This window comes from Streptomyces sp. CMB-StM0423 (assembly GCF_002847285.1).
GTDB lineage: Bacteria > Actinomycetota > Actinomycetes > Streptomycetales > Streptomycetaceae > Streptomyces.
In genome coordinates this window covers 5,369,672-5,387,761 of sequence record NZ_CP025407.1, presented here as the reverse complement: position 1 = coordinate 5,387,761, position 18,090 = coordinate 5,369,672, and the positions used below count along the sequence as shown (strand labels likewise).

Annotated in this window: 12 protein-coding genes; 5 read left to right on the top strand and 7 right to left on the bottom strand. The window is 74.0% G+C overall.

What is annotated here, in order from left to right; all coding sequences use genetic code 11:
- Positions 1-15: 15 nt before the first annotated feature.
- The 3 genes from CXR04_RS23480 to ftsE all read right to left on the bottom strand — a co-directional run bounded on the left by CXR04_RS23480 (position 16) and on the right by ftsE (position 2,916).
- Positions 16-1,131: a S41 family peptidase gene (locus tag CXR04_RS23480; RefSeq protein WP_101424270.1), complete on the bottom strand. Its 1,116-nt coding sequence runs from the start codon at positions 1,129-1,131 to the stop codon at positions 16-18.
- Positions 1,132-1,284: 153 nt separating this feature from the next.
- Complete coding sequence (gene ftsX / locus CXR04_RS23475) at positions 1,285-2,196, bottom strand: permease-like cell division protein FtsX (RefSeq protein ID WP_101424269.1); 912 nt, start codon at positions 2,194-2,196, stop codon at positions 1,285-1,287.
- A 30-nt stretch (positions 2,197-2,226) separates the two neighbouring features.
- Entirely contained in the window at positions 2,227-2,916 is a 690-nt protein-coding gene (gene ftsE, locus CXR04_RS23470; RefSeq protein WP_101424268.1) for a cell division ATP-binding protein FtsE, read from the bottom strand.
- Positions 2,917-3,131: 215 nt separating this feature from the next.
- Between ftsE and CXR04_RS23465 the strand changes: the two genes are divergently transcribed.
- On the top strand, positions 3,132-3,329 hold the full coding sequence (locus CXR04_RS23465) for a hypothetical protein (protein WP_101424267.1): 198 nt from the start codon (positions 3,132-3,134) through the stop codon (positions 3,327-3,329).
- Positions 3,330-3,521: 192 nt separating this feature from the next.
- On the opposite strand, the gene CXR04_RS23460 is transcribed toward CXR04_RS23465, so the two are convergent.
- From CXR04_RS23460 to CXR04_RS23445, 4 genes are all read right to left on the bottom strand, one after another.
- Complete coding sequence (locus CXR04_RS23460; RefSeq protein WP_234380440.1) at positions 3,522-4,343, bottom strand: hypothetical protein; 822 nt, start codon at positions 4,341-4,343, stop codon at positions 3,522-3,524.
- Positions 4,344-4,648: 305 nt separating this feature from the next.
- On the bottom strand, positions 4,649-5,770 hold the full coding sequence (gene prfB / locus CXR04_RS23455) for a peptide chain release factor 2 (protein WP_101424266.1): 1,122 nt from the start codon (positions 5,768-5,770) through the stop codon (positions 4,649-4,651).
- A gap of 62 nt (positions 5,771-5,832) precedes the next feature.
- Entirely contained in the window at positions 5,833-7,203 is a 1,371-nt protein-coding gene (locus CXR04_RS23450; protein WP_199850518.1) for a serine/threonine-protein kinase, read from the bottom strand.
- 196 nt (positions 7,204-7,399) lie between these two features.
- Positions 7,400-9,121 (bottom strand): serine/threonine-protein kinase, encoded by a 1,722-nt coding sequence (locus tag CXR04_RS23445; RefSeq protein WP_101424264.1) that lies wholly within the window; start codon positions 9,119-9,121, stop codon positions 7,400-7,402.
- A 537-nt stretch (positions 9,122-9,658) separates the two neighbouring features.
- On the opposite strand from CXR04_RS23445, the gene CXR04_RS23440 reads away from it, so the two are divergent.
- The 4 genes from CXR04_RS23440 to CXR04_RS23425 all read left to right on the top strand — a co-directional run bounded on the left by CXR04_RS23440 (position 9,659) and on the right by CXR04_RS23425 (position 18,045).
- Positions 9,659-13,795 (top strand): FHA domain-containing protein, encoded by a 4,137-nt coding sequence (locus CXR04_RS23440; RefSeq protein WP_101426553.1) that lies wholly within the window; start codon positions 9,659-9,661, stop codon positions 13,793-13,795.
- A 530-nt stretch (positions 13,796-14,325) separates the two neighbouring features.
- On the top strand, positions 14,326-15,705 hold the full coding sequence (locus CXR04_RS23435) for an ABC transporter substrate-binding protein (protein ID WP_101424263.1): 1,380 nt from the start codon (positions 14,326-14,328) through the stop codon (positions 15,703-15,705).
- A 22-nt stretch (positions 15,706-15,727) separates the two neighbouring features.
- Complete coding sequence (locus CXR04_RS23430; RefSeq protein ID WP_101424262.1) at positions 15,728-17,125, top strand: carbohydrate ABC transporter permease; 1,398 nt, start codon at positions 15,728-15,730, stop codon at positions 17,123-17,125.
- Complete coding sequence (locus tag CXR04_RS23425) at positions 17,122-18,045, top strand: carbohydrate ABC transporter permease (RefSeq protein ID WP_101424261.1); 924 nt, start codon at positions 17,122-17,124, stop codon at positions 18,043-18,045. The genes CXR04_RS23430 and CXR04_RS23425 overlap by 4 nt, the downstream gene beginning before the upstream one ends.
- The last annotated feature ends 45 nt before the right edge of the window (positions 18,046-18,090 follow it).

Here is an 18,090-nt window from a genome sequence, read left to right as displayed (position 1 = left end):
CCGGGCCATTGTCGCCTAGACGCCGCTCCCGAGGCCACTCAAAACCGTCCGGGCCTCCTCCTCGGCGCTCCGGTCGCCGGTGACGGCCAGGTCCAGGTCCGGGGTGACGCCGACGCCCTCCAGGCTGCGGCCGGCCGGGGTGCGGTACTCGCCGACCGTCAGCTCGGCGACCGAGCCGTCCGGCAGCGCCTTCGGCATCTGCACCGAGCCCTTGCCGAACGTGCGGCTGCCGACGACGACGGCGCGGCCGCGGTCCTGGAGCGCCCCGGCCAGCAGCTCGGCGCTGCTCATCGTGCCGCTGTCGACGAGGACGACCATCGGCGTCCGGGTGTTCCCGCCCGGCTTCGCGTACAGCACCTGCTGGCGGCCCTCCAGGTCGTACGTCGCCACCACCCCGTCGTCGAGGAAGCCGGACGCCGCCTCGACGGCCTCCACGACCAGGCCGCCGGAGTTGCCCCGCAGGTCGAGGATGAGGCCGTCGCTGCCGCGGGCCTCCGCCGCGGCCCTGCGCACCTCGGCGCCGCTGCCGCGGGTGAAGCTCTCCACCCGGATCACGGGGGTCGCGGCGCCCACGCCCCCGGGCCTGTCCTGCCGTACGGTCACGGGCTCGGTCGTCAGCTCCACCCGGCGCACGGGCCGCGCCCAGCGCCGCTCGCCGCGCTGCAGCGCAAGCACCACCGTGCTTCCGCGCGCCCCCTCGCCCAGCTCGTCGCCGCGCAGCAGGGCGACGACCTCGGTGACCGGGCGGCCCCCGACCGGGGTGCCGTCGACGGCGCGCAGCGTGTCGCCGGCGCGGATGCCGGCCTCGGCGGCCGGGCTGCCCTCGCCGACCTGGGCGATCTCCATCCGGCCGGCCTCGTCGGTCTTGATCCACAGCCCGACGCCGACGTACTTGCCCGCCAGCATCTGCTGGACCGACTCGTACTCGCGCGCGCTGTACGCCGTCGACCAGCGGTCTCCGCTGCGGCTGACCAGCTCGCCGGCCGAGTCGGCGGTGCCGCCCTCACCGGCCCGCGGCTCGTAGACCTGCTCGTCCGCGACGTGTCCCGTCAGCACCTTGGGCGGGCGCTCGGCCTCGCCGGGCCAGGACCCGGTGGCGGCGCCGGTGGCCAGGACGCTGACGAAGACCAACGTCAGGGAGGCCCCGCGGCGGAAGGCGCTGCGGGGCCTGTCGCTGTCAGTCGGGCCCGACATGCCGCTGAGTGTAGGACAGCGGCGGGTGCGGCAGGGGGAGTTGACCCCGCCACGGCACGCACGTGGCCTACGCCACACCCGCCCTGATTGTCAGACCTTGAGGTACTTGCGCAGTGCGAAGAACGCCGCGATACCCGGCATGAGCAGCCCGATCGCGACGACGAGCGGCAGCACCCGGATCACTTCGTCCCAGCCGATGAAGTTGATCAACAGGATCTTGTCGGCGAGCCAGTTGTCGATCAGGAAGTGCTTGCCGCCGACCAGCAGCACGGCCGCGAAGCTCGCGCCGATCAGCCCGGCGACCGCGGCCTCGACGATGAACGGCAACTGGATGTAGACGCTGGACGCGCCCACCAGCCGCATGATCCCGGTCTCCCGCCGCCGGCTGAACGCCGACACCCGTACCGTGTTGACGATCAGCATGATCGCCACGACGAGCATCAGCGCCATCACGCCGATGGCCGCGTACGTCATGCCGTTGAGCAGGTTGAACAGGCTCTCCAGCACATTGCGCTGGTCCTGCACCTCCTGGACGCCGGGTCTGTCTGCGAAGGCACTGGTGATGACCTCGTACCGCTCGGGGTCCGTCAGCTTGACGCGGAAGGACTCCTGCATCTGGTCCGGCGTGAGGGAGGAGGCCAGCGGGGAGTCGCCGAACTGCTCCTTGTAGTGCGTGTACGCGTCTTCGCTGGACTCGTACTGCACGCTCTCGACGACGTCGAGGGCCTTGAGGTCGGCCCGGATCTCCTTCTTCTGCTCCGCCGTGACTGCGCCCTTCTCGCAGTTGGGCGAGGTCTCGGCGTCCACTTCGTTGCAGAAGAAGATGGAGACGTTGACCTTGTCGTACCAGTAGCCCTTCATGGTGTCGACCTGCTTGCCCATGAGCCAGGAGGCTCCGAACAGGGCCAGTGACAGGGCCACGGAGACGATCACCGCGAAGGTCATCGTCAGATTGCGGCGGAGACCGACACCGATCTCCGAGAAGACGAACTGGGCGCGCATGCCCGTCCTTTCAGCTCCGGGGGCAGCAGCTCAGTGCTGGTATCCGTAGACACCGCGCGACTGGTCGCGGACCAGCCGCCCCAACTCGAGTTCGATGACGCGCCGGCGCATCTGGTCGACGATCTGCTGATCATGCGTGGCCATGATCACTGTGGTACCGGTCCTGTTGATGCGGTCGAGCAGCTTCATGATGCCGACCGAGGTCTGCGGGTCGAGGTTGCCCGTCGGCTCGTCCGCGATGAGGAGCATCGGCCGGTTGACGAACGCCCGCGCGACCGCGACGCGCTGCTGCTCACCGCCGGACAGCTCACCGGGCATCCGGTCGCCCTTGCCGGACAGGCCCACGAGGTCGAGCACCTCGGGGACGGTCTTGCGGATCTGGCCGCGGGGCTTGCCGATCACTTCGAGGGCGAACGCGACGTTCTCCGCGACGGTCTTGTTCGGCAGCAGCCGGAAGTCCTGGAAGACCGTGCCCAACTGGCGCCGCATCTGCGGCACCTTCCAGTTGGACAGCCGGGCGAGATCCTTGCCGAGCACGTACACCTGGCCGTGGGTGGTCCGCTCCTCGCGCAGGATGAGCCGCAGGAACGTGGACTTGCCGGAGCCGGAGGACCCCACGAGGAACACGAACTCGCCGCGCTCGATCTCCAGCGAGACGTCCTGGAGCGCGGGGCGGTTCTGCTTGGGGTACAGCTTGGTGACGTTGTCGAATCGGATCACGCTGGGCTCCCTGTCGCGGTCGCAGGTGACCTTACGCGAATGCGGCGGGGGCGCGCAGTCGCCGTGGGCGGTTGGTGCGTTTCGTCACGGACAAACCGTCCCGTGCGCCGTCGGGGAATCCGTTGACACGCGCCGATTCGGCCCGGACCTGGCACAGTGGTAGAGGGGAAACGGAAGCGGCGGTACACGGAGAGCGAAGCGGGAGGAGGAAGCACATGACACGCGACTGGTTGGTCTGCGCGAGCTGTGCGGGGCCCGTGAGCGAGGGCCGCTGTCCCGTCTGCCGGGCGAGCAGGGAGCGCATGCGCCAGGAGAACGGCTGGCGCGGCGTGACGCCGACGACGGTGTGGATACTGCTGGCGCTGCTGGCGGCCGTGGCGGCGGTGCTGTTCCTGCAGCAGCGGACGGCGTAGCGCGGCGGAGTCCGCGGGGGAAGCGGGGCGTGCGGCGCCCACGAAATCCGGGCATGTGATCTACGTCACATCCTTGCCCTACGGTGCGTAACGCAGCGCCGGAAAACACCATACAGCGCTACGAAAGACGCGGAAGGGCCCGGAGCGAATCACTCCGGGCCCTTCGTGTCGCCTGTGCAGCGGAGCTGCGGGTCAGGCAGCCGACTCGTTGCGGGTCATCAGCCGCGGCAGCAGCCGGAAGCCGACGCCACCGGCGATGATGCTGGCCGCACCCACGAGCAGGTACGTGGTGCCGCTGGAACCGGTGTCGGCGAGCTGCTCCTGCGGCTCGCTGTCGCCGGCCGGCGAGGGCTCGCTGCCGCCGGAGGTCGACTCGGCCTCGCAGATCACGCTGTCGCCGTCCAGCTCGCAGTCGGTGTCGCCGCCGCCGGTGCCGCCGGTGGTCTGCTGGCCGCCGGTCTGCTGACCGCCGTCGTCGCCGGAGCCGCCGTCGTCACCGGAACCGCCGTCATCGGCACCGCCGTCGGTGGTGCCGCCGTCGTCCGTGGTGCCACCGTCATCGGTGGTCCCGCCGTCGTCGGTCGTACCACCGTCGTCCGTGGTGCCGCCGTCGTCGGTGGTGCCGCCGTCGTCCGTGGTCCCGCCGTCGTCGGTCGTACCACCGTCATCGGTGGTGCCGCCGTCGTCCGTGGTGCCACCGTCATCGGTGGTCCCGCCGTCATCGGTCGTACCACCGTCATCGGTGGTCCCGCCGTCGTCGGTGGTCCCGCCGTCGTCGGTGGTCCCGCCGTCATCGACGCCACCGGGGCCGGCGACGTCGCCGCCGCTGTCGGTGTCGCCGATGCCGGCAACACCCGCGATCGCGCTGACCTCAAGTCCGTTGCCCTGGCGGCCGTTGCCGCCGCCGTCGTCGCCGGTGGCCTGCGCGGCACCGGCGGCGGCGAGCGAGGCTCCGCCGGCGATCAGCGCGCTGGCGGCGACTCGCGCCACCCGTACACGCACCTTGTTCGTCATTGCTCGCTACCCCCAGTAGCCGTACTCGTCAGTGGGCTGGCGTCGGTACGGGGCCTGTTCGCGGCGGGCTTACCCCCCTGAGTCACACGAACCCCACACACCTGCAGAAAGCTCGGCGGCAAGCCTCTCGGGGATTCGCAGGAGCGTCAAGCGAGTTGAGACTGGGTTGTACCCTTTTCCGGCCAATGTCCGGGGCAAGTGGTGCACGACTGTGACACTCGCGCCCGGACCCGCAACGCCCGCGGTCAGCCGTGGAATTGCAGCGGCAGGACGGCCCGCGGACGCTCTCCGGCGACCGGCGGATATCAGCCCTCGGCGGCCGCCTGCTCCTGCTGCTTGCGCCAGCGGATGCCCGCCTCCAGGAAGCCGTCGATCTCGCCGTCCAGCACCGCCTGCGGGTTGCCCACCTCGTGCGTCGTGCGCAGGTCCTTGACCATCTGGTAGGGCTGCAGCACGTACGACCGCATCTGGTTGCCCCACGAGCCGGCGCTGTCGCCCTTGAGCGCGTTCAGCTTCGCCTGCTCCTCCTCCTTGCGCTTGGCGAGCAGGCGGGCCTGCAGCACGCGCATGGCGGCGGCGCGGTTCTGGATCTGCGACTTCTCGTTCTGGCAGGAGACGACGATGCCGGTCGGCAGGTGCGTGATGCGGATCGCGGAGTCCGTGGTGTTGACGGACTGGCCGCCGGGTCCCGAGGAGCGGAAGACGTCGATCCGGATCTCGTTCTCCGGGATCTCGATGTGGTCGGTCTGCTCCACGACGGGCAGCACCTCGACGCCGGCGAACGACGTCTGGCGGCGGCCCTGGTTGTCGTACGGGGAGATGCGCACCATGCGGTGCGTCCCCTGCTCGACGGAGAGAGTGCCGTACGCGTACGGGGCCTTGACGGCGAAGGTCGTCGACTTGATGCCGGCCTCCTCCGCGTACGAGGTGTCCAGCACCTCCGTCGGATAGCCCTTGTGCTCGGCCCAGCGCAGATACATGCGCTGCAACTGCTCGGCGAAGTCGGCGGCGTCCACGCCGCCCGCCTCGGCGCGGATGTTGACCATCGCCTCGCGCTGGTCGTACTCGCCGGACAGCAGCGTGCGCACCTCCAGCTCCTCGACCGCGCGCCGGACGGCGGTCAGCTCGCCCTCGGCCTCGCGCTGCGTGTCGGCGTCGCCCTCGCTCTCGGCGAGCTCGAAGAGGACTTCGAGGTCGTCGATCCGCCCGCGCAGCTCTTCGATCTTGCGCAACTGACCCTGGAGGAGGGAGAGCCGGCTGGTGACCCGCTGCGCGTTCTCCGGGTCGTCCCAGAGGGCGGGGGCCGCCGCCGCCTCTTCGAGCGCGGCGATGTCGGCCCTCAGCCGGTCGAGGTCGAGCACGGCCTCGATGGAGTCCATGGTGGAGCCGAGGGCCTTGAGCGATTCGGATACATCAGGTGCTGCCACCCCACCAGAGTACCGCTGCGCGCTCCGACCGCAGGTGGCGCGTATCCGCGGACCCGGGCGGATCAGGGTTCCGAGGTGGTGGAGCGGTCGCCGCCGCCGCTCCCGCCCCCGCCGCCGTCGTCGCCGCCCGACGCGACCAGCCAGCCGCCGACGCCCGCGAGGGCGATGACGGCCGCGGCGACCGTGAGCTTCAGCCGCTTCGCACGCATCGTGGTCGCGCGGGCGGCGCGGGCCGAGCCCGGCCGCGGCTGGCCGGCCAGCCGCGGTACGCGCGCGGTGCCGCGGGCGCCGCCGGCCAGCTCGTCGGCGCTGGGCATGCGCATGCTCGTGTGGGTGTCCCGGTTCGAGTCCGGGGCCGCGGACCGCACCAGCGGCACCGAGCCGCGCAGCGGCCGGCCGCCGGCGCCGGTCACGCCCGGCTCGCCCGCGGCGGCGAGGGCGCCGGCAGGGGCCGCCTCGCGGTCCCCGCCGAGCCGCGTCGTGTGCGGCGACCGGCCGCCCGCCTCGTCCGCACCGTCCGCCGACTCCTCCACGTCCAGCGGCGGCAGCCCGTCCAGGTCCGGCAGGATCTCGCGCAGCCGGGCGGCCAGCTCCACCGCCCGCAGCCGGGAGGCGGGCGCCTTGGCGAGGCACTGGAGCAGCAGCTCCCACAGTTCGTCGGGGATGCCGGGCAGCGGCGCGACGGTCTCCGTCACGTGCCGGCGCAGCACGGCGCCGGGGTGGCCGCCGCCGAAGGGGGTGAAGCCGGCCAGCAATTCGTACAGCACGGTGGCCAGGGCGTAGATGTCGACGGCCGCGCGCGCGGGCAGGCCCTCGACGATCTCCGGGGCGACGTAGTCGGGGGTGCCGATGACGCGGCGCTGGGCCGGCACCCGGGTGCCCGCCGCCGTGCCGCCGCGCCCGCGGGGCGCGGGCGGGGGCTGCGGGGCGCGGCTGGGGGCGTCGATGAGCTTGGCGACGCCGAAGTCGGTGAGCAGCGCGGGCGGCGCGCCGCCCGCACCCGCGGGGGCGTCGGAGTCCAGCAGGACGTTCTCGGGCTTGACGTCGCGGTGTACGAGGCTCACGGCGTGCGCGGCGGACAGGGCCTCGGCGATGTCGGCGGCGATGGCGACGGCGGCCTGCGGGAGCAGCCGGCGGTCGCGCTCCAGCCGGGTGCGCAGGTCCGTACCGCGGACGAGGTCCATGACGAGCGCCAGGTCGCGGCCGTCGACGACGAGGTCGCGGACGCCGACGACGCGCGAGTGGTCCAGGCTCATCAGTGCGGCGCGCTCCCCGAGGAAGCGCTCGACCAGCTCCCGGTCCTCGGCCAGGTCCTCGCGGAGCAGCTTGATGGCGACCGGCCCGTCCGGGCCCTCGCCGAGCCACACCGTGCCCGCGCTGCCGCGTCCGATCACCTGATGGGCGGCGTATCGGCTGCCGATTCTGCGTGCCATGACAACAAAGCTACGCGGCGCCGCGGACGTTGGGTGCCGGACCGGCCCGGAAACCCCCCGCGGGTGTCGACTTGTCGGCATGCTCAAAGGCCAGGGGGTAGTCCGGGCCCCGGGCGGCCCTTCGGTCACCGGTCCACGGATGCCGACGGCCGGTCACCGGCCTTCGGTCACCGGCCTTCGGCCAACGGCCCTTCGGTTACTGGCCCGCGCCGTCCTTCAGGCCGTCGAGGCCGTCCTGGACGCCGTTGACACCCGAGTCGATGTCGTCCTTCGTCTTCTGGGCGTCGTCGGCGGCGTCGTTGAACTCCGAGATCCAGTTCTTGAGATCGGTGGCCCAGTCGGTCATCTGGTCCCAGAAGCCCTTGCCGTCCGCGACCCAGTCCTGGACGGGGGTCAGCTCCCAGATCAGCCACGAGCCGACGACCAGGATGAGGACCGTGAACAGGCAGCCCTTCAGGCAGCCGAGCCCCGGGATGCGCATCGGGTTCGCGCTGCGCCGCCGCTCGCGCGGGGGCTGCGGCGGGGGCGCGGGGGGCTGCGGGCGGGGCTCGTAGCGCTGGGGCGGCGGCTCGCGGCGCTGCGGCGGGGCGGCGTACGCCTCGGGCGGCGGCTGCCGGCGCTGGACGCGCCGCGGCGGGCGGCGGCGCAGCGGGTCCTCGCTGGGGTCGAGGTAGCCGATCTGCTGGGTCTGCTCGCCGCGGTCGCGGGCGGCGCGCATCTGGGTCTCCCAGGGGTGCGGGCCCTCCGGCTGCGGCGGCCCCTCGGTGACGGGCATCACACGGGTGCCGTCCTCGGCCCCGGGGGCGCCAGGACCCTGCTGGGCGTGCGCGGCGGCGGCACCGGCGGCGGCTCCCGCGGCGCCGGCGGGCAGGACGCTGGTGGCGGCGTTCGGGTCGTATGCGCCCTGCTGCCCGGGGGCGCTGCCGCTGCCGCCCGGGAGGATCTGCGTGGGGTCGGACGCGCCGACGCCGGTGCCCGGGACCTGCGCGGGGTGCGGGTCGGCGGCGAGGAGCGCGGCGACGCCGAGGGCGGCGGTCGCCTGCTCCGGGGTGGCGCCGGCGCCGATGCCGGCGGCCACGGTGCGCAGCCCGCGGGCCAGGTTCTCGGCGCTGGGGCGTTCGTCGGGGTTCTTGCGCAGGCAGGACTGGACGACGGTCCACATCGGGTCCGGCAGGCCCGGCGGGCGCTGCGCTTCCTGGTTGAGGTGCTGGTGGAGCACCTCAAGGGCGGAGGTGCCGCCGAAGGGCGGCCGGCCGGTCAGCAGCTCGTACAGCAGGATCCCGGCGCCGTAGACGTCCACGGCGGAGGTCTGCGGGCGGCCCTCGGCGGACTCGGGCGCCACGTACGCGGGCGTGCCGACGAACTCGTGGGCGCGGGTCAGGCCCGGGGAGTCCGCGAGCCGGGCGATGCCGAAGTCGGTGAGCATCGGCTGCATCCGGGCGGCCCCGTCGGGCCCGGTGCTGCCGGCGAGCAGCACGTTGGCGGGCTTGAGGTCGCGGTGGACGATGCCGTCGGCGTGACTGGCGGCCAGCGCGTCCGCGATCTGGGCGGTGAGCAGGGCGGCGGCCACGGGCGTGAAGGGGCCGTTGTCGCGCAGGTAGCGGTGCAGGTCGGGACCGTCGACGAGGTCCATGACCAGGGCCAGCAGATCGCCCTCGACGACGAGGTCGCGGGTGCGGACGATGTTCGGGTGGGTGAGGCGGAGGAGCGCGGAGCGCTCCCGCAGGAACCGCATCACCACGTCGGGGTCGCCTGCCAGCTCCTCCTTGAGGACCTTGATGGCGACCACCTCGCCCGGGCTGCCCGCCACGGCGGCTTCCGCCCCCGCCGTCTCGCGCTGGCGGCCGCGCCACACGGTGCCCGTGGCGCCGCGCCCGAGCGGCTCTTCGAGGAGGTACTTGCTGCCTACCGGCCGCACGTCATGCGCTCCCTGGTCGTGATCGTTCCTGCCGGCCCGCGGACCGGTCGGTCCGTGCGCCATCTGCACCACTCTAGTGGCGTCACCGCGGCGCCCGCCGGGGTCGGGCAGGACCCGGGGTCCGGCTGCCCGGTCCGCCCCTGGCCACCGGTTTTCCGGAAGGCGCCTCCTGTTTTGTGCCGTGCCCTCGGCCGCCGCGTGCCCGGGGCGCCGTGCTCGTCCCCGTACCCCCCGCGGACGCCGTACCCGTGCACGGCGCCGTCTCACCCGTGCCGTACCGCCGTATCGCCCGTCCGCGGTCGTTCCGTGACGCCTGTGCGAAGAAAGGACGTCAGCCACCCGGTCGTTGGTTGCCCCGTAGGGCTGACGAAGGCGTCAACAATGGTCCGTAACGGCAACTTTTAAGTCGGAGTCGGGGCAGGAAGCGGCCATACAAGATCCGCCAACACCGGTCTCGCAGCGGGCTGTCGGTGGGAGATGGGAATATGACGGCGGCCCTCGAATCGGCCCTGCCCAGGGAAGGGAGCGGTGACCGGCATGCAGATCCGGCTGACCGTCCAGGCGGCGCGCGGCGGCGCCGCCGCCCGCGGTCGCGATGTGATCGTCACCGCACCTGCCGGCACGACCTTGGGCGCCGTGGCGGGCGGCCTACTGGACGCCGCCGCGGCCGCCGCGAGCGGCGGCGGGGGCACCGCGGGCGGCACGGGCGGCGGCGCGGGCATCGCGGTCTTCGCGGGACAGCGGCTGCTCGATCCTGACCGCACGCTCCTCGGCGAACCCCCGCTGGTCGACGGCGCGGTCCTGAGCCTCGGCGGCCCCGCGGACCCGGGCCACGGCCAGCCCCCGGCGGCCGACGCAGCGGCGGTCACCAGCCTGCGGGTGGTGGCCGGCCCCGACGCGGGCGGCGTCCACCTGCTGCACGGCGGCCAGATCCGGATCGGCAGATCGGCCGAGGCCGACGTCCCGCTGGACGACCCGGACGTCTCGCGGCTCCACTGCGCGCTGGCGGTCGCGCCGGACGGCGGCGTCACGGTGGCGGACCTGGGGTCCACGAACGGCACGACGGTCGACGGGGTGGCGGTGGGCACGACCCCGGTGCCGCTGCGCGCGGACGCGGTGCTGCGGGTCGGGGAGTCGGCACTGCGGATCACCGGGCCGGCGCAGGGCGCGGGTTCCGGGCGTACGGACGCGGGTGGGGCAGAGCACGGGAGTTGGTCCGGGTCGGCGGAGCACAGCCGGGTCCCGGAGCAGCGCCGGCCGCAGGATCAGGGCACGACGACGGCGGGCCCGGGCAGCGGCTGGCCGGCGGGCGGCGGCCCGGAGTACGGAGACGGCGGGGCGGACCGGGCGCACGGCGCCGGGCACCGCGGAGGCGGGCGCCAGGGCACCTCCGCGGCCGCCGCGTACGGCGCCGCGGAAGCGGACCATACGCACGCCGGTGCCCACGGGGTGCACGGCCTGGCGGACTCCGAGGCGGTCCGCGGGGACGCAGCCGGGGGCGGCGACGCGCGGGCCGCACGCGGCTCCGCGTACGGCGAGGTACACGAGAGGCCCGGCCGGAGCGGACGGGGCACGGGCGCGGACCCCGGATACCCGGAGCGCCGCGTCGCCTCCGACCGGAACGGCCCCCCGGAGACGGGCCCCGGGTACGGCGGGGGGCACGCGTCCGACGAACGGACGGGACCGGGCGCCGGAGACGACGACGGACATGCCGCCTCCGGCCCGGGGGCGGCACCCGGGTACGGCGGAGGGCGTGCGGACGCGGGCCCGAGCGATCCTGGCGCCGACGAAGCCCGTGGCGCGGGGCACGCGGCACGGGCCCGCGGGCGCGCCGCCGATGGGGCGCGTGCACCGGGCGACGCCGCGCCGCGCAGAAGCGGTACGCCGACGCGGGGCACGGTCGTGCCGCCGGAGCTGCGCTCCCGCGGCGGGACGGCGGGAGCGGCCTCCGTACCGCAGCCGCCGCGGCGCGGGATCCGGGCGTGGGCCCGGCGGCTCGGCGGCCGGGAGGAGGCCGTGGAGCTGGCGGCCACCGCCCCGGCCACGGCCCGTACCACCGCCGAGCCCGGCGGGACCCCCGGCCTGCACGACCGCTACCCGGACGCCGCCACCGTCCTGCTCGCAGCACTGGCCGGCGAGGCGGCGTACCGGCCCGGCTTCCTCTACACCCCGGACGACACCCCGGCCCACCGCCCCGCGGGCGCGGGCGGATTCCCGCACGCCGGTACGGATGCGGGCGCACCCGGCCGCTCCGGAGGCGCGGCACGCCCCGCCGACGCCGCCGGTGGGCGGGGGCTCGTGTTCCGGCGCGGCAGTGCGCACGCCGACGCGTTCGTCGTCCGGCTGGGGACCGAGTTCCGCCCCGGGGGCGGCACCGCTCCGCTGACCGTCGACCTGCGGCGGGCCGGGTCGCTCGCGCTGGCCGGGCCGCGCGGGCGGCTCGCCGGGCTCGCCCGTTCCGTCGTGGCCCAACTCGCCGCGCTGCACGGGCCCGACGCCCTGGAGCTGGTGCTGATCGCCGCCGACCCGACCCGGCCGCACGAGTCGCGCGTCGAGGACTGGTCGTGGGCCGGCTGGCTCCCCCACGTACGGCCGCGGCAGGGCCAGGACTGCCGGCTGCTGCTCGCGTACGACCGGGAGCAGGCCGCCGCGCGCGTGGGCGAGTTGCAGCGGCGTCTTGAGCAGCCAGTGCCGGGGACGCGCAGCGTGGTCGTCGTCGACGGCGATCCGGGGACGGCCGCCGTCCGCGACGCCGTCGCCCGGCTCGCCGAGCGCGGGCCCGCCGCGGGCGTGCACCTCGTCTGCCTCGCCGAGACCGCACCCGCCACCCCCGCCTCGCCGTTGACCGCGACGTACGCGGCGGCCGGCAGCGCGGCGCCCGGCTTCGCCGCCTGCGGCGCGGTCGGGCTGCTCAGCGGTGACGTGGCCACCAGCCTGCGGCTCCTCCAGCGCCCGGCGTCTGCAGCACAGGACAGCGCCGCCACGGAGCCGGGCGCCCCCCGGGCCGCGGCGCCGCCGCCGGGGCCCGCGGAGCCGCCCGCGGCCGGTCCGTACGACGACGCCCACGACGACCCCGACGGCGGCTCCCCCGCGACCGCCTACGGCACCGGCCGCGCCCGCCTCGGCGGCGACGGCTACGCGGCGCCCGCAGAACCCGCCGCGGCCGGCGGCTGGTTCGAGGCCGCCGCCTCCGGCCCGGCCGCTGCGGGACCGGCCGGGACGGTCGACGCCGTGTCCGCCGCGTGGGCGGAGCGGCTGGCCCGCGCGCTGGCCCCGTACGGCGAGCGCGACGACGCGGACGGCCTCCACTCCGTCCGCCGCGGCGCCCTCCCCGGTGCCGTACGCCTCCTGGACGAGCTGGATCTCGCCCGCGCCACCCCCACCGCGCTCACCGCCCGCTGGCTGGAGTCCCGTTCGGGCGCCCCGCGCGTGGGCGCGGTGCTCGGCGCGGCCCCCGCCGGGCGGCTCATGGCCGACCTCGGCGCCGGGCCGCTGGCGGTCGAAGGCGCCGCGCGGGGCGGCAAGTCGGAGCTGCTGCGCTCGTTCGCCGCGGCGCTGGCGGCCGGGGAGCCGCCGGAGCGGCTGCAGTTGGTGCTGGTCGACGGCGCGGGCCGGGAGCGGGGCGACGCGCTGGGCGCGGCGGCGGACCTGCCGCACGTCTCGGGGTATCTGGTGGCGTCCGATCCGGTGCGGATGCGGGAGTTCGCGCAGGAGTTGTGGGCGGAGTTCAAGCGCAGGGCCGCGGGGCACGCCCCGGGGGGCGAACCGGCGCCGCAGGGCCCGGCGATCCCCGGCCCCCGCGCGGCGGGCGAGCAGCGCCCGGGCGGCGCGGCGGACATACACGCCGCGCAGAGCAACACGCTGCGGCTGCGCCCGAGACCCGCCGCGGAGGAGGCACCGGGGGCAGGAGCACGGGCCGGATCCGGCGCGGGCGCGGGAGCAGGCGCAGGGCCCGGGACCGGAGGTGGTACGGGCACGGAAGGCGCCCCCGGCGGCCGCGGTGCGACCCCGCCCCACGGCACCCGGACGCCCGCACCGCAGCAACGCCCGGGCGCCACACCGCCGCACGGCGCCCCCGCGCCGGGCGCGCCCCAGCACCGCGGCACCGCCCCGCCGTACGCCGCCCAGGCCCCCGCCGGAGCCCCCGCGCCCGCCGGGCGGCGGGCCGCGCCGCCTGTCGTCGTGCTGGTCGTCGACGACTACGACGCCCTCGTGGCCCCCGCCCTCGGCAGCCCCGCCCGGCCCGCCGCCGGGTCGGTGGTCCGCGTCGTCGAGGCCATCGCCCGTGACGGCGGCCCGCTCGGCATGCACCTTGTCACCGCCTCCGCGCAGCCGGAGGCGACCGCCGCCACCGCCGCCGTCTCCGGCGCCGCGCACCACGTCGTGCTCGGCGGCGACGACGTGCCGCCCGGTCGCGGGCTGTTGTGCGCCGCCGGGGCGGAGCCGGTGCCGTTCCAGGCGGCGCGGGTCACCGGCCGGATCCCCCGTACGGCGACCGCACGGCCCACCGTCGTGCCGCTGGAGTGGGCCCGCATGGGCTCACCCCCGACGAGCCGCCCCCTGCGCGAACTCGGGAACGGGCCCACGGACCTGGCCCTGCTCGCCAGCGCCCTCCAGCGCGCCGCGGGCACCCCCGCCGCCCAGCAGGACGACACCCGCACCCCGTCCCCGTAGGACCCGCGGCCTCCGCCCCGGCCGACCCGCGCCTTCGCCCCACGGCCGCGCGGTCGGCACGTACGGCTCTCGCACGCTTCCGTGCGCGCCCGCCCTCGCACGCTCCTGCCCTCAACGTCCCACTCGCACCATCCGTCCCACCCGTCCCTACAGCAACAATCTGCCACCCCGCGCGTCTCCGCCGTCAATCCACGGCAACTGCTCTCCCTCCAACGGCCGAACTCTGCCCCCACGCTCCACGACCGCACTCACTTCTCTTCAAGTCGCCTCCCACCAGCGGTTTTTGCGCCTCCTCCGGCCTCCAGCCCGCCAAGGCCCGCCTTCAGGTTCCGAACGCTCCCCTGTCACGGACGGATCACGAAACGGCCGCTGACGGGGTTTGCGTACGAGGGCCTATTGCGGGCCCGCCGGTCCGGGCGTAGGACATACCCCACAGCATTTCGCACCGGTAAAACGGCACAGACCCCGCGGGGCAGGTTTGTGCCGGTACGGGACAACCCCATCTGCCCCGCGTTCCTGGGGAGGCTGGGATGCGCAGTTCGCTGCATACACTGCAGCAGGTGAGAGTCGTGCGGGCCGCGGTGGCGATCGTCGCCGCCGGCGCCCTCGCCGTGACAGCCGCCGGGTGCGGCGACGACGGTGACGACAACGGCGGGGACGGCGGCAAGGCGGACAAGTCCGGCGCCGGCGTCACGCTGCCGAAGTTGGACGGCGAGTCCCTGCGCGTCGGCGCCGTGTGGACGGGGCCTGAGCAGAAGAACTTCGAGAAGGTCATCGACGGCTTCGAGGAGCAGACCGGCGCCACGGTGGAGTACGTGCCCACCGGCGACAACGTCGCGTCCTTCGTACGGACCCAGGTCGCGGGCGGCAAGCCGCCGGACGTCGTGTTCGCGCCGCAGGTGGGCGTGCTGCAGGAGTTCGTCAAGGAGGGCTGGGCGAAGCCGCTGAACGCCGCCGCGAAGAAGGAGCTGGGCAAGAACTTCTCGCAGGGCTGGCAGGATCTGGGCGCGGTGGACGGCGAGCAGTACGGCGTGTACTGCAAGGCGGCCAACAAGTCGCTGGTCTGGTACAACACCACGGCCTTCGAGAACGCGGGCGCCCAGGAGCCGGAGGACTGGCAGGGCTTCTTGGACACCGCGCAGCTCGTCTCCGACTCCGGCGTGCCGCCGGTGGCGATCGGGGGCGCGGACGGCTGGACGCTCACCGACTGGTTCGAGAACGTCTACCTCTCGCAGGCGGGCCCGGAGAAGTACGATCAGCTCGCGGCGCACGAGATCCCGTGGACCGACCCGTCGGTGAAGGACGCGCTGACCACCCTCGGCGAGCTGTTCGGCGACGACACGCTGATCGCGGGCGGCCAGAAGAAGGCGACGAAGATGGCGTTCCCGGACTCGGCGATCGCCCCGTTCGCCGACCTGGACGACCCGAAGGCCGCCATGGTCTTCGAGGCCGACTTCGTCGGCGCGTTCGTCAACGAGACCGACGCGAAGGTCGGCGAGGACGCGAAGATCTTCCCGTTCCCGGCGGTCGGCCCGGACAAGCCGGTCGTCACAGGCGGCGACGCGGCCGTGACGCTGACCGGCTCCAAGGGCGCGCAGGCCCTGCTGACGTACCTGTCGTCCACCGAGGCGGCGGAGGCGTGGGCGGCGCCCGGCGGCTTCGTCTCGCCGAACAAGAACATGGACACGGGCGCGTACCCGAACGACGTGCAGCGTGAGATCGCGCAGGCGCTCGTCGACGCCGGGGACGACTTCCGCTTCGACATGTCCGACCAGGCGCCCGCCGACTTCGGCGGCACCGCGGGCAAGGGCGAGTGGAAGGCGCTGCAGGACTTCCTGGCCGACCCGAAGGACGTCGAGGGCGCGCAGCAGGACCTCGAGAAGGCCGCGGCCGCGGCCTACAAGAGCTGACGGACGGAGCAGGGAGACCCTGATGTCGACCTCGTCGGCGGGGGGTGCGGCGGAGTCCGCCGCACCCTCCCCCCTCGCCCCGCCGGGCAGCAAGTCACAAGAGTCGGAAGAGAAGAAGCAGAGCAAGCCGCCGAGGTCGGTGGTACGGACCAAGAGCTGGATCACGGTGGCGTTCCTGCTGCCCGCCGTGGTCCTGCTCGGCACCCTGGTGCTGTATCCGATCGTGTACTCGGTCTACCGCAGCCTCTTCGACGTCTCCGGCGACGAATTCATCGGCCTGGACAACTACACCGAGCTGTTCAGCGACGACCGCATCCGCACCGCGCTGCGCAACAACCTGATCTGGGTGCTCGTCGCGCCCGCGGTCTGTACCGCGCTGGGGCTGATCTTCGCCGTCCTCACCGAGAAGGTGCGGTGGGGCACGGCGTTCAAGATGGTCGTCTTCATGCCGATGGCGATCTCGATGCTGGCGGCGGGCGTCATCTTCAGCCTCGTCTACCAGAACGAGCCGGAGCGCGGTGCCGCGAACGCGGCGTGGACGACGATCCACGACACGTTCAGCGACCCCGCGCCCTGGCCGGGCGCCCGCCCGCGCCCCAACGCCGATCTGAAGGGTCCCGACAAGGGCCCCTTCACCAGCGACGCGACCGTCAGCGCCGGGCAGACGGCGCTGCTGCCGCTGGTCGCCGTGAAGCCGCAGGACGTGGCCGGCGAGCAGTCGGCGGCGAAGCCGCAGGCCGCGGGCGACGGCGTGAGCGGCACGGTGTGGCTGGACTTCAAGCCGGGCGGCGGCGAGCCCGACGTCGTCGACAGCGGTGAGAAGGCGCTGAAGGACATCAAGGTCGAGGCGGTCAAGGACGGCAAGGTCGTCGCCTCGGCCACGACGGCGTCCGACGGTACGTTCACGCTGCCGGCCGCGGCCGACGGCGCCCAGTTGCGGCTGCCCTCCTCGAACTTCGCGGAGGCGTACGGCGGCGTCGACTGGCTCGGCCCGTCGCTGGTGACGCCGGCGGTGATCGCGGCGTACGTGTGGATGTGGGCCGGGTTCGCGATGGTGCTGATCGCCGCGGGTCTGGCGTCGGTGCCGCGGGAGCTGATGGAGGCGGCGCGGGTCGACGGCGCGAACGAGTGGCAGGTGTTCCGGCGGATCACGGTGCCGGTGCTGGCGCCGGTGCTCGCCGTGGTGCTCGTCACGTTGATGATCAACGTGCTGAAGATCTTCGACCTCGTCTACATCATCGTGCCCAGCGCCCGTCTTGAGGACGGCAACGTGCTGGCCGTCGAGCTGTTCCAGCAGGCGTTCGCTGGCACCGAGCCCGATCTGGGCGTGGGCAGCGCGATCTCCGTCGTGCTGCTGCTCCTCGTCATCCCCGTGATGATCTTCAATATCCGCCGCCTGCGAAAGGAGTCCGGCCGATGACCACCGCAGCAGCGGCGGAGACCGCACCGAAGCCGGAACCGCAGAAGGCGGAGGCAGAGGCGCCGGCGAAGGAGTCGCTCGCCGCCCGCATCGGCCGGTACGCGGGCGGCGGCGCGGTCCGGGCGTTCCTGGTGATCGTGGCGTTCCTGTGGCTGACCCCGACGGTGGGCCTGCTGATCTCGTCGTTCCGGGATCCGGCGGACATCGCGACGACCGGCTGGTGGAAGGTCTTCGGCGATCCGGGGCAGCTCACCACGGACACGTACGACGCGCTCTTCGGCAACGACGACGTGATGGGCGCGCTGCCCACCACGATCTGGATCACCGTGCCGTCCACGCTGCTGGTGGTGGTCATCGGCGCGCTGGCGGGTTACGCCTTCGCGTGGATGGACTTCCCCGGCCGGGACTGGGTGTTCCTCGCGGTGGTGGGCCTGCTGGTGGTGCCGGTGCAGGTGGCGCTGATCCCGATCGCGTCGCTGTACCGGGATCTGAACCTGTTCCACACCATCACGGGCGTGGTGCTCTTCCATACCGCGTTCGGATTGCCCTTCGCCATCTTCCTGTTGCGGAACTTCTTCGCGGAGATCCCGCGGGAGCTGCTGGAGGCGGCGCGGATCGACGGGGCGAGCGAGCTGCGGCTGTTCTTCCGCGTCGTGATGCCGCTGGGCGGGCCCGCGATCGCGGCGCTGAGCATCTTCCAGTTCCTGTGGGTGTGGAACGACATGCTGGTGGCCCTGGTCTTCGCCGACCCGGGGAAGCCGCCGCTGACGGTGGCGGTGCAGCAGCAGACGCGGCAGTTCGACAGCAACATCGAGCTGATCGCGTCCGGCGCGTTCATCTCGATGATCATCCCGCTGGTCGTCTTCTTCGCCTTCCAGCGGCAGTTCGTGTCCGGCGTGATGGCGGGCGCGGTGAAGTAGGTGCGTACGCGCTGAGGCGAGCGCAGCGAGGCGATACGGCCGTCC

What these genes read in the sequence shown, in the direction of transcription:
- ftsX (WP_101424269.1), bottom strand. Translation starts at nt 2,196, where the DNA reads ATGCGCGCCCAGTTCGTCTTCTCGGAGATCGGTGTCGGTCTCCGCCGC.
- CXR04_RS23465 (WP_101424267.1), top strand. Translation starts at nt 3,132, where the DNA reads ATGACACGCGACTGGTTGGTCTGCGCGAGCTGTGCGGGGCCCGTGAGC.
- CXR04_RS23460 (WP_234380440.1), bottom strand. Translation starts at nt 4,343, where the DNA reads ATGACGAACAAGGTGCGTGTACGGGTGGCGCGAGTCGCCGCCAGCGCG.
- CXR04_RS23450 (WP_199850518.1), bottom strand. Translation starts at nt 7,203, where the DNA reads ATGGCACGCAGAATCGGCAGCCGATACGCCGCCCATCAGGTGATCGGA.
- CXR04_RS23440 (WP_101426553.1), top strand. Translation starts at nt 9,659, where the DNA reads ATGCAGATCCGGCTGACCGTCCAGGCGGCGCGCGGCGGCGCCGCCGCC.
- CXR04_RS23435 (WP_101424263.1), top strand. Translation starts at nt 14,326, where the DNA reads ATGCGCAGTTCGCTGCATACACTGCAGCAGGTGAGAGTCGTGCGGGCC.
- CXR04_RS23430 (WP_101424262.1), top strand. Translation starts at nt 15,728, where the DNA reads ATGTCGACCTCGTCGGCGGGGGGTGCGGCGGAGTCCGCCGCACCCTCC.
- CXR04_RS23425 (WP_101424261.1), top strand. Translation starts at nt 17,122, where the DNA reads ATGACCACCGCAGCAGCGGCGGAGACCGCACCGAAGCCGGAACCGCAG.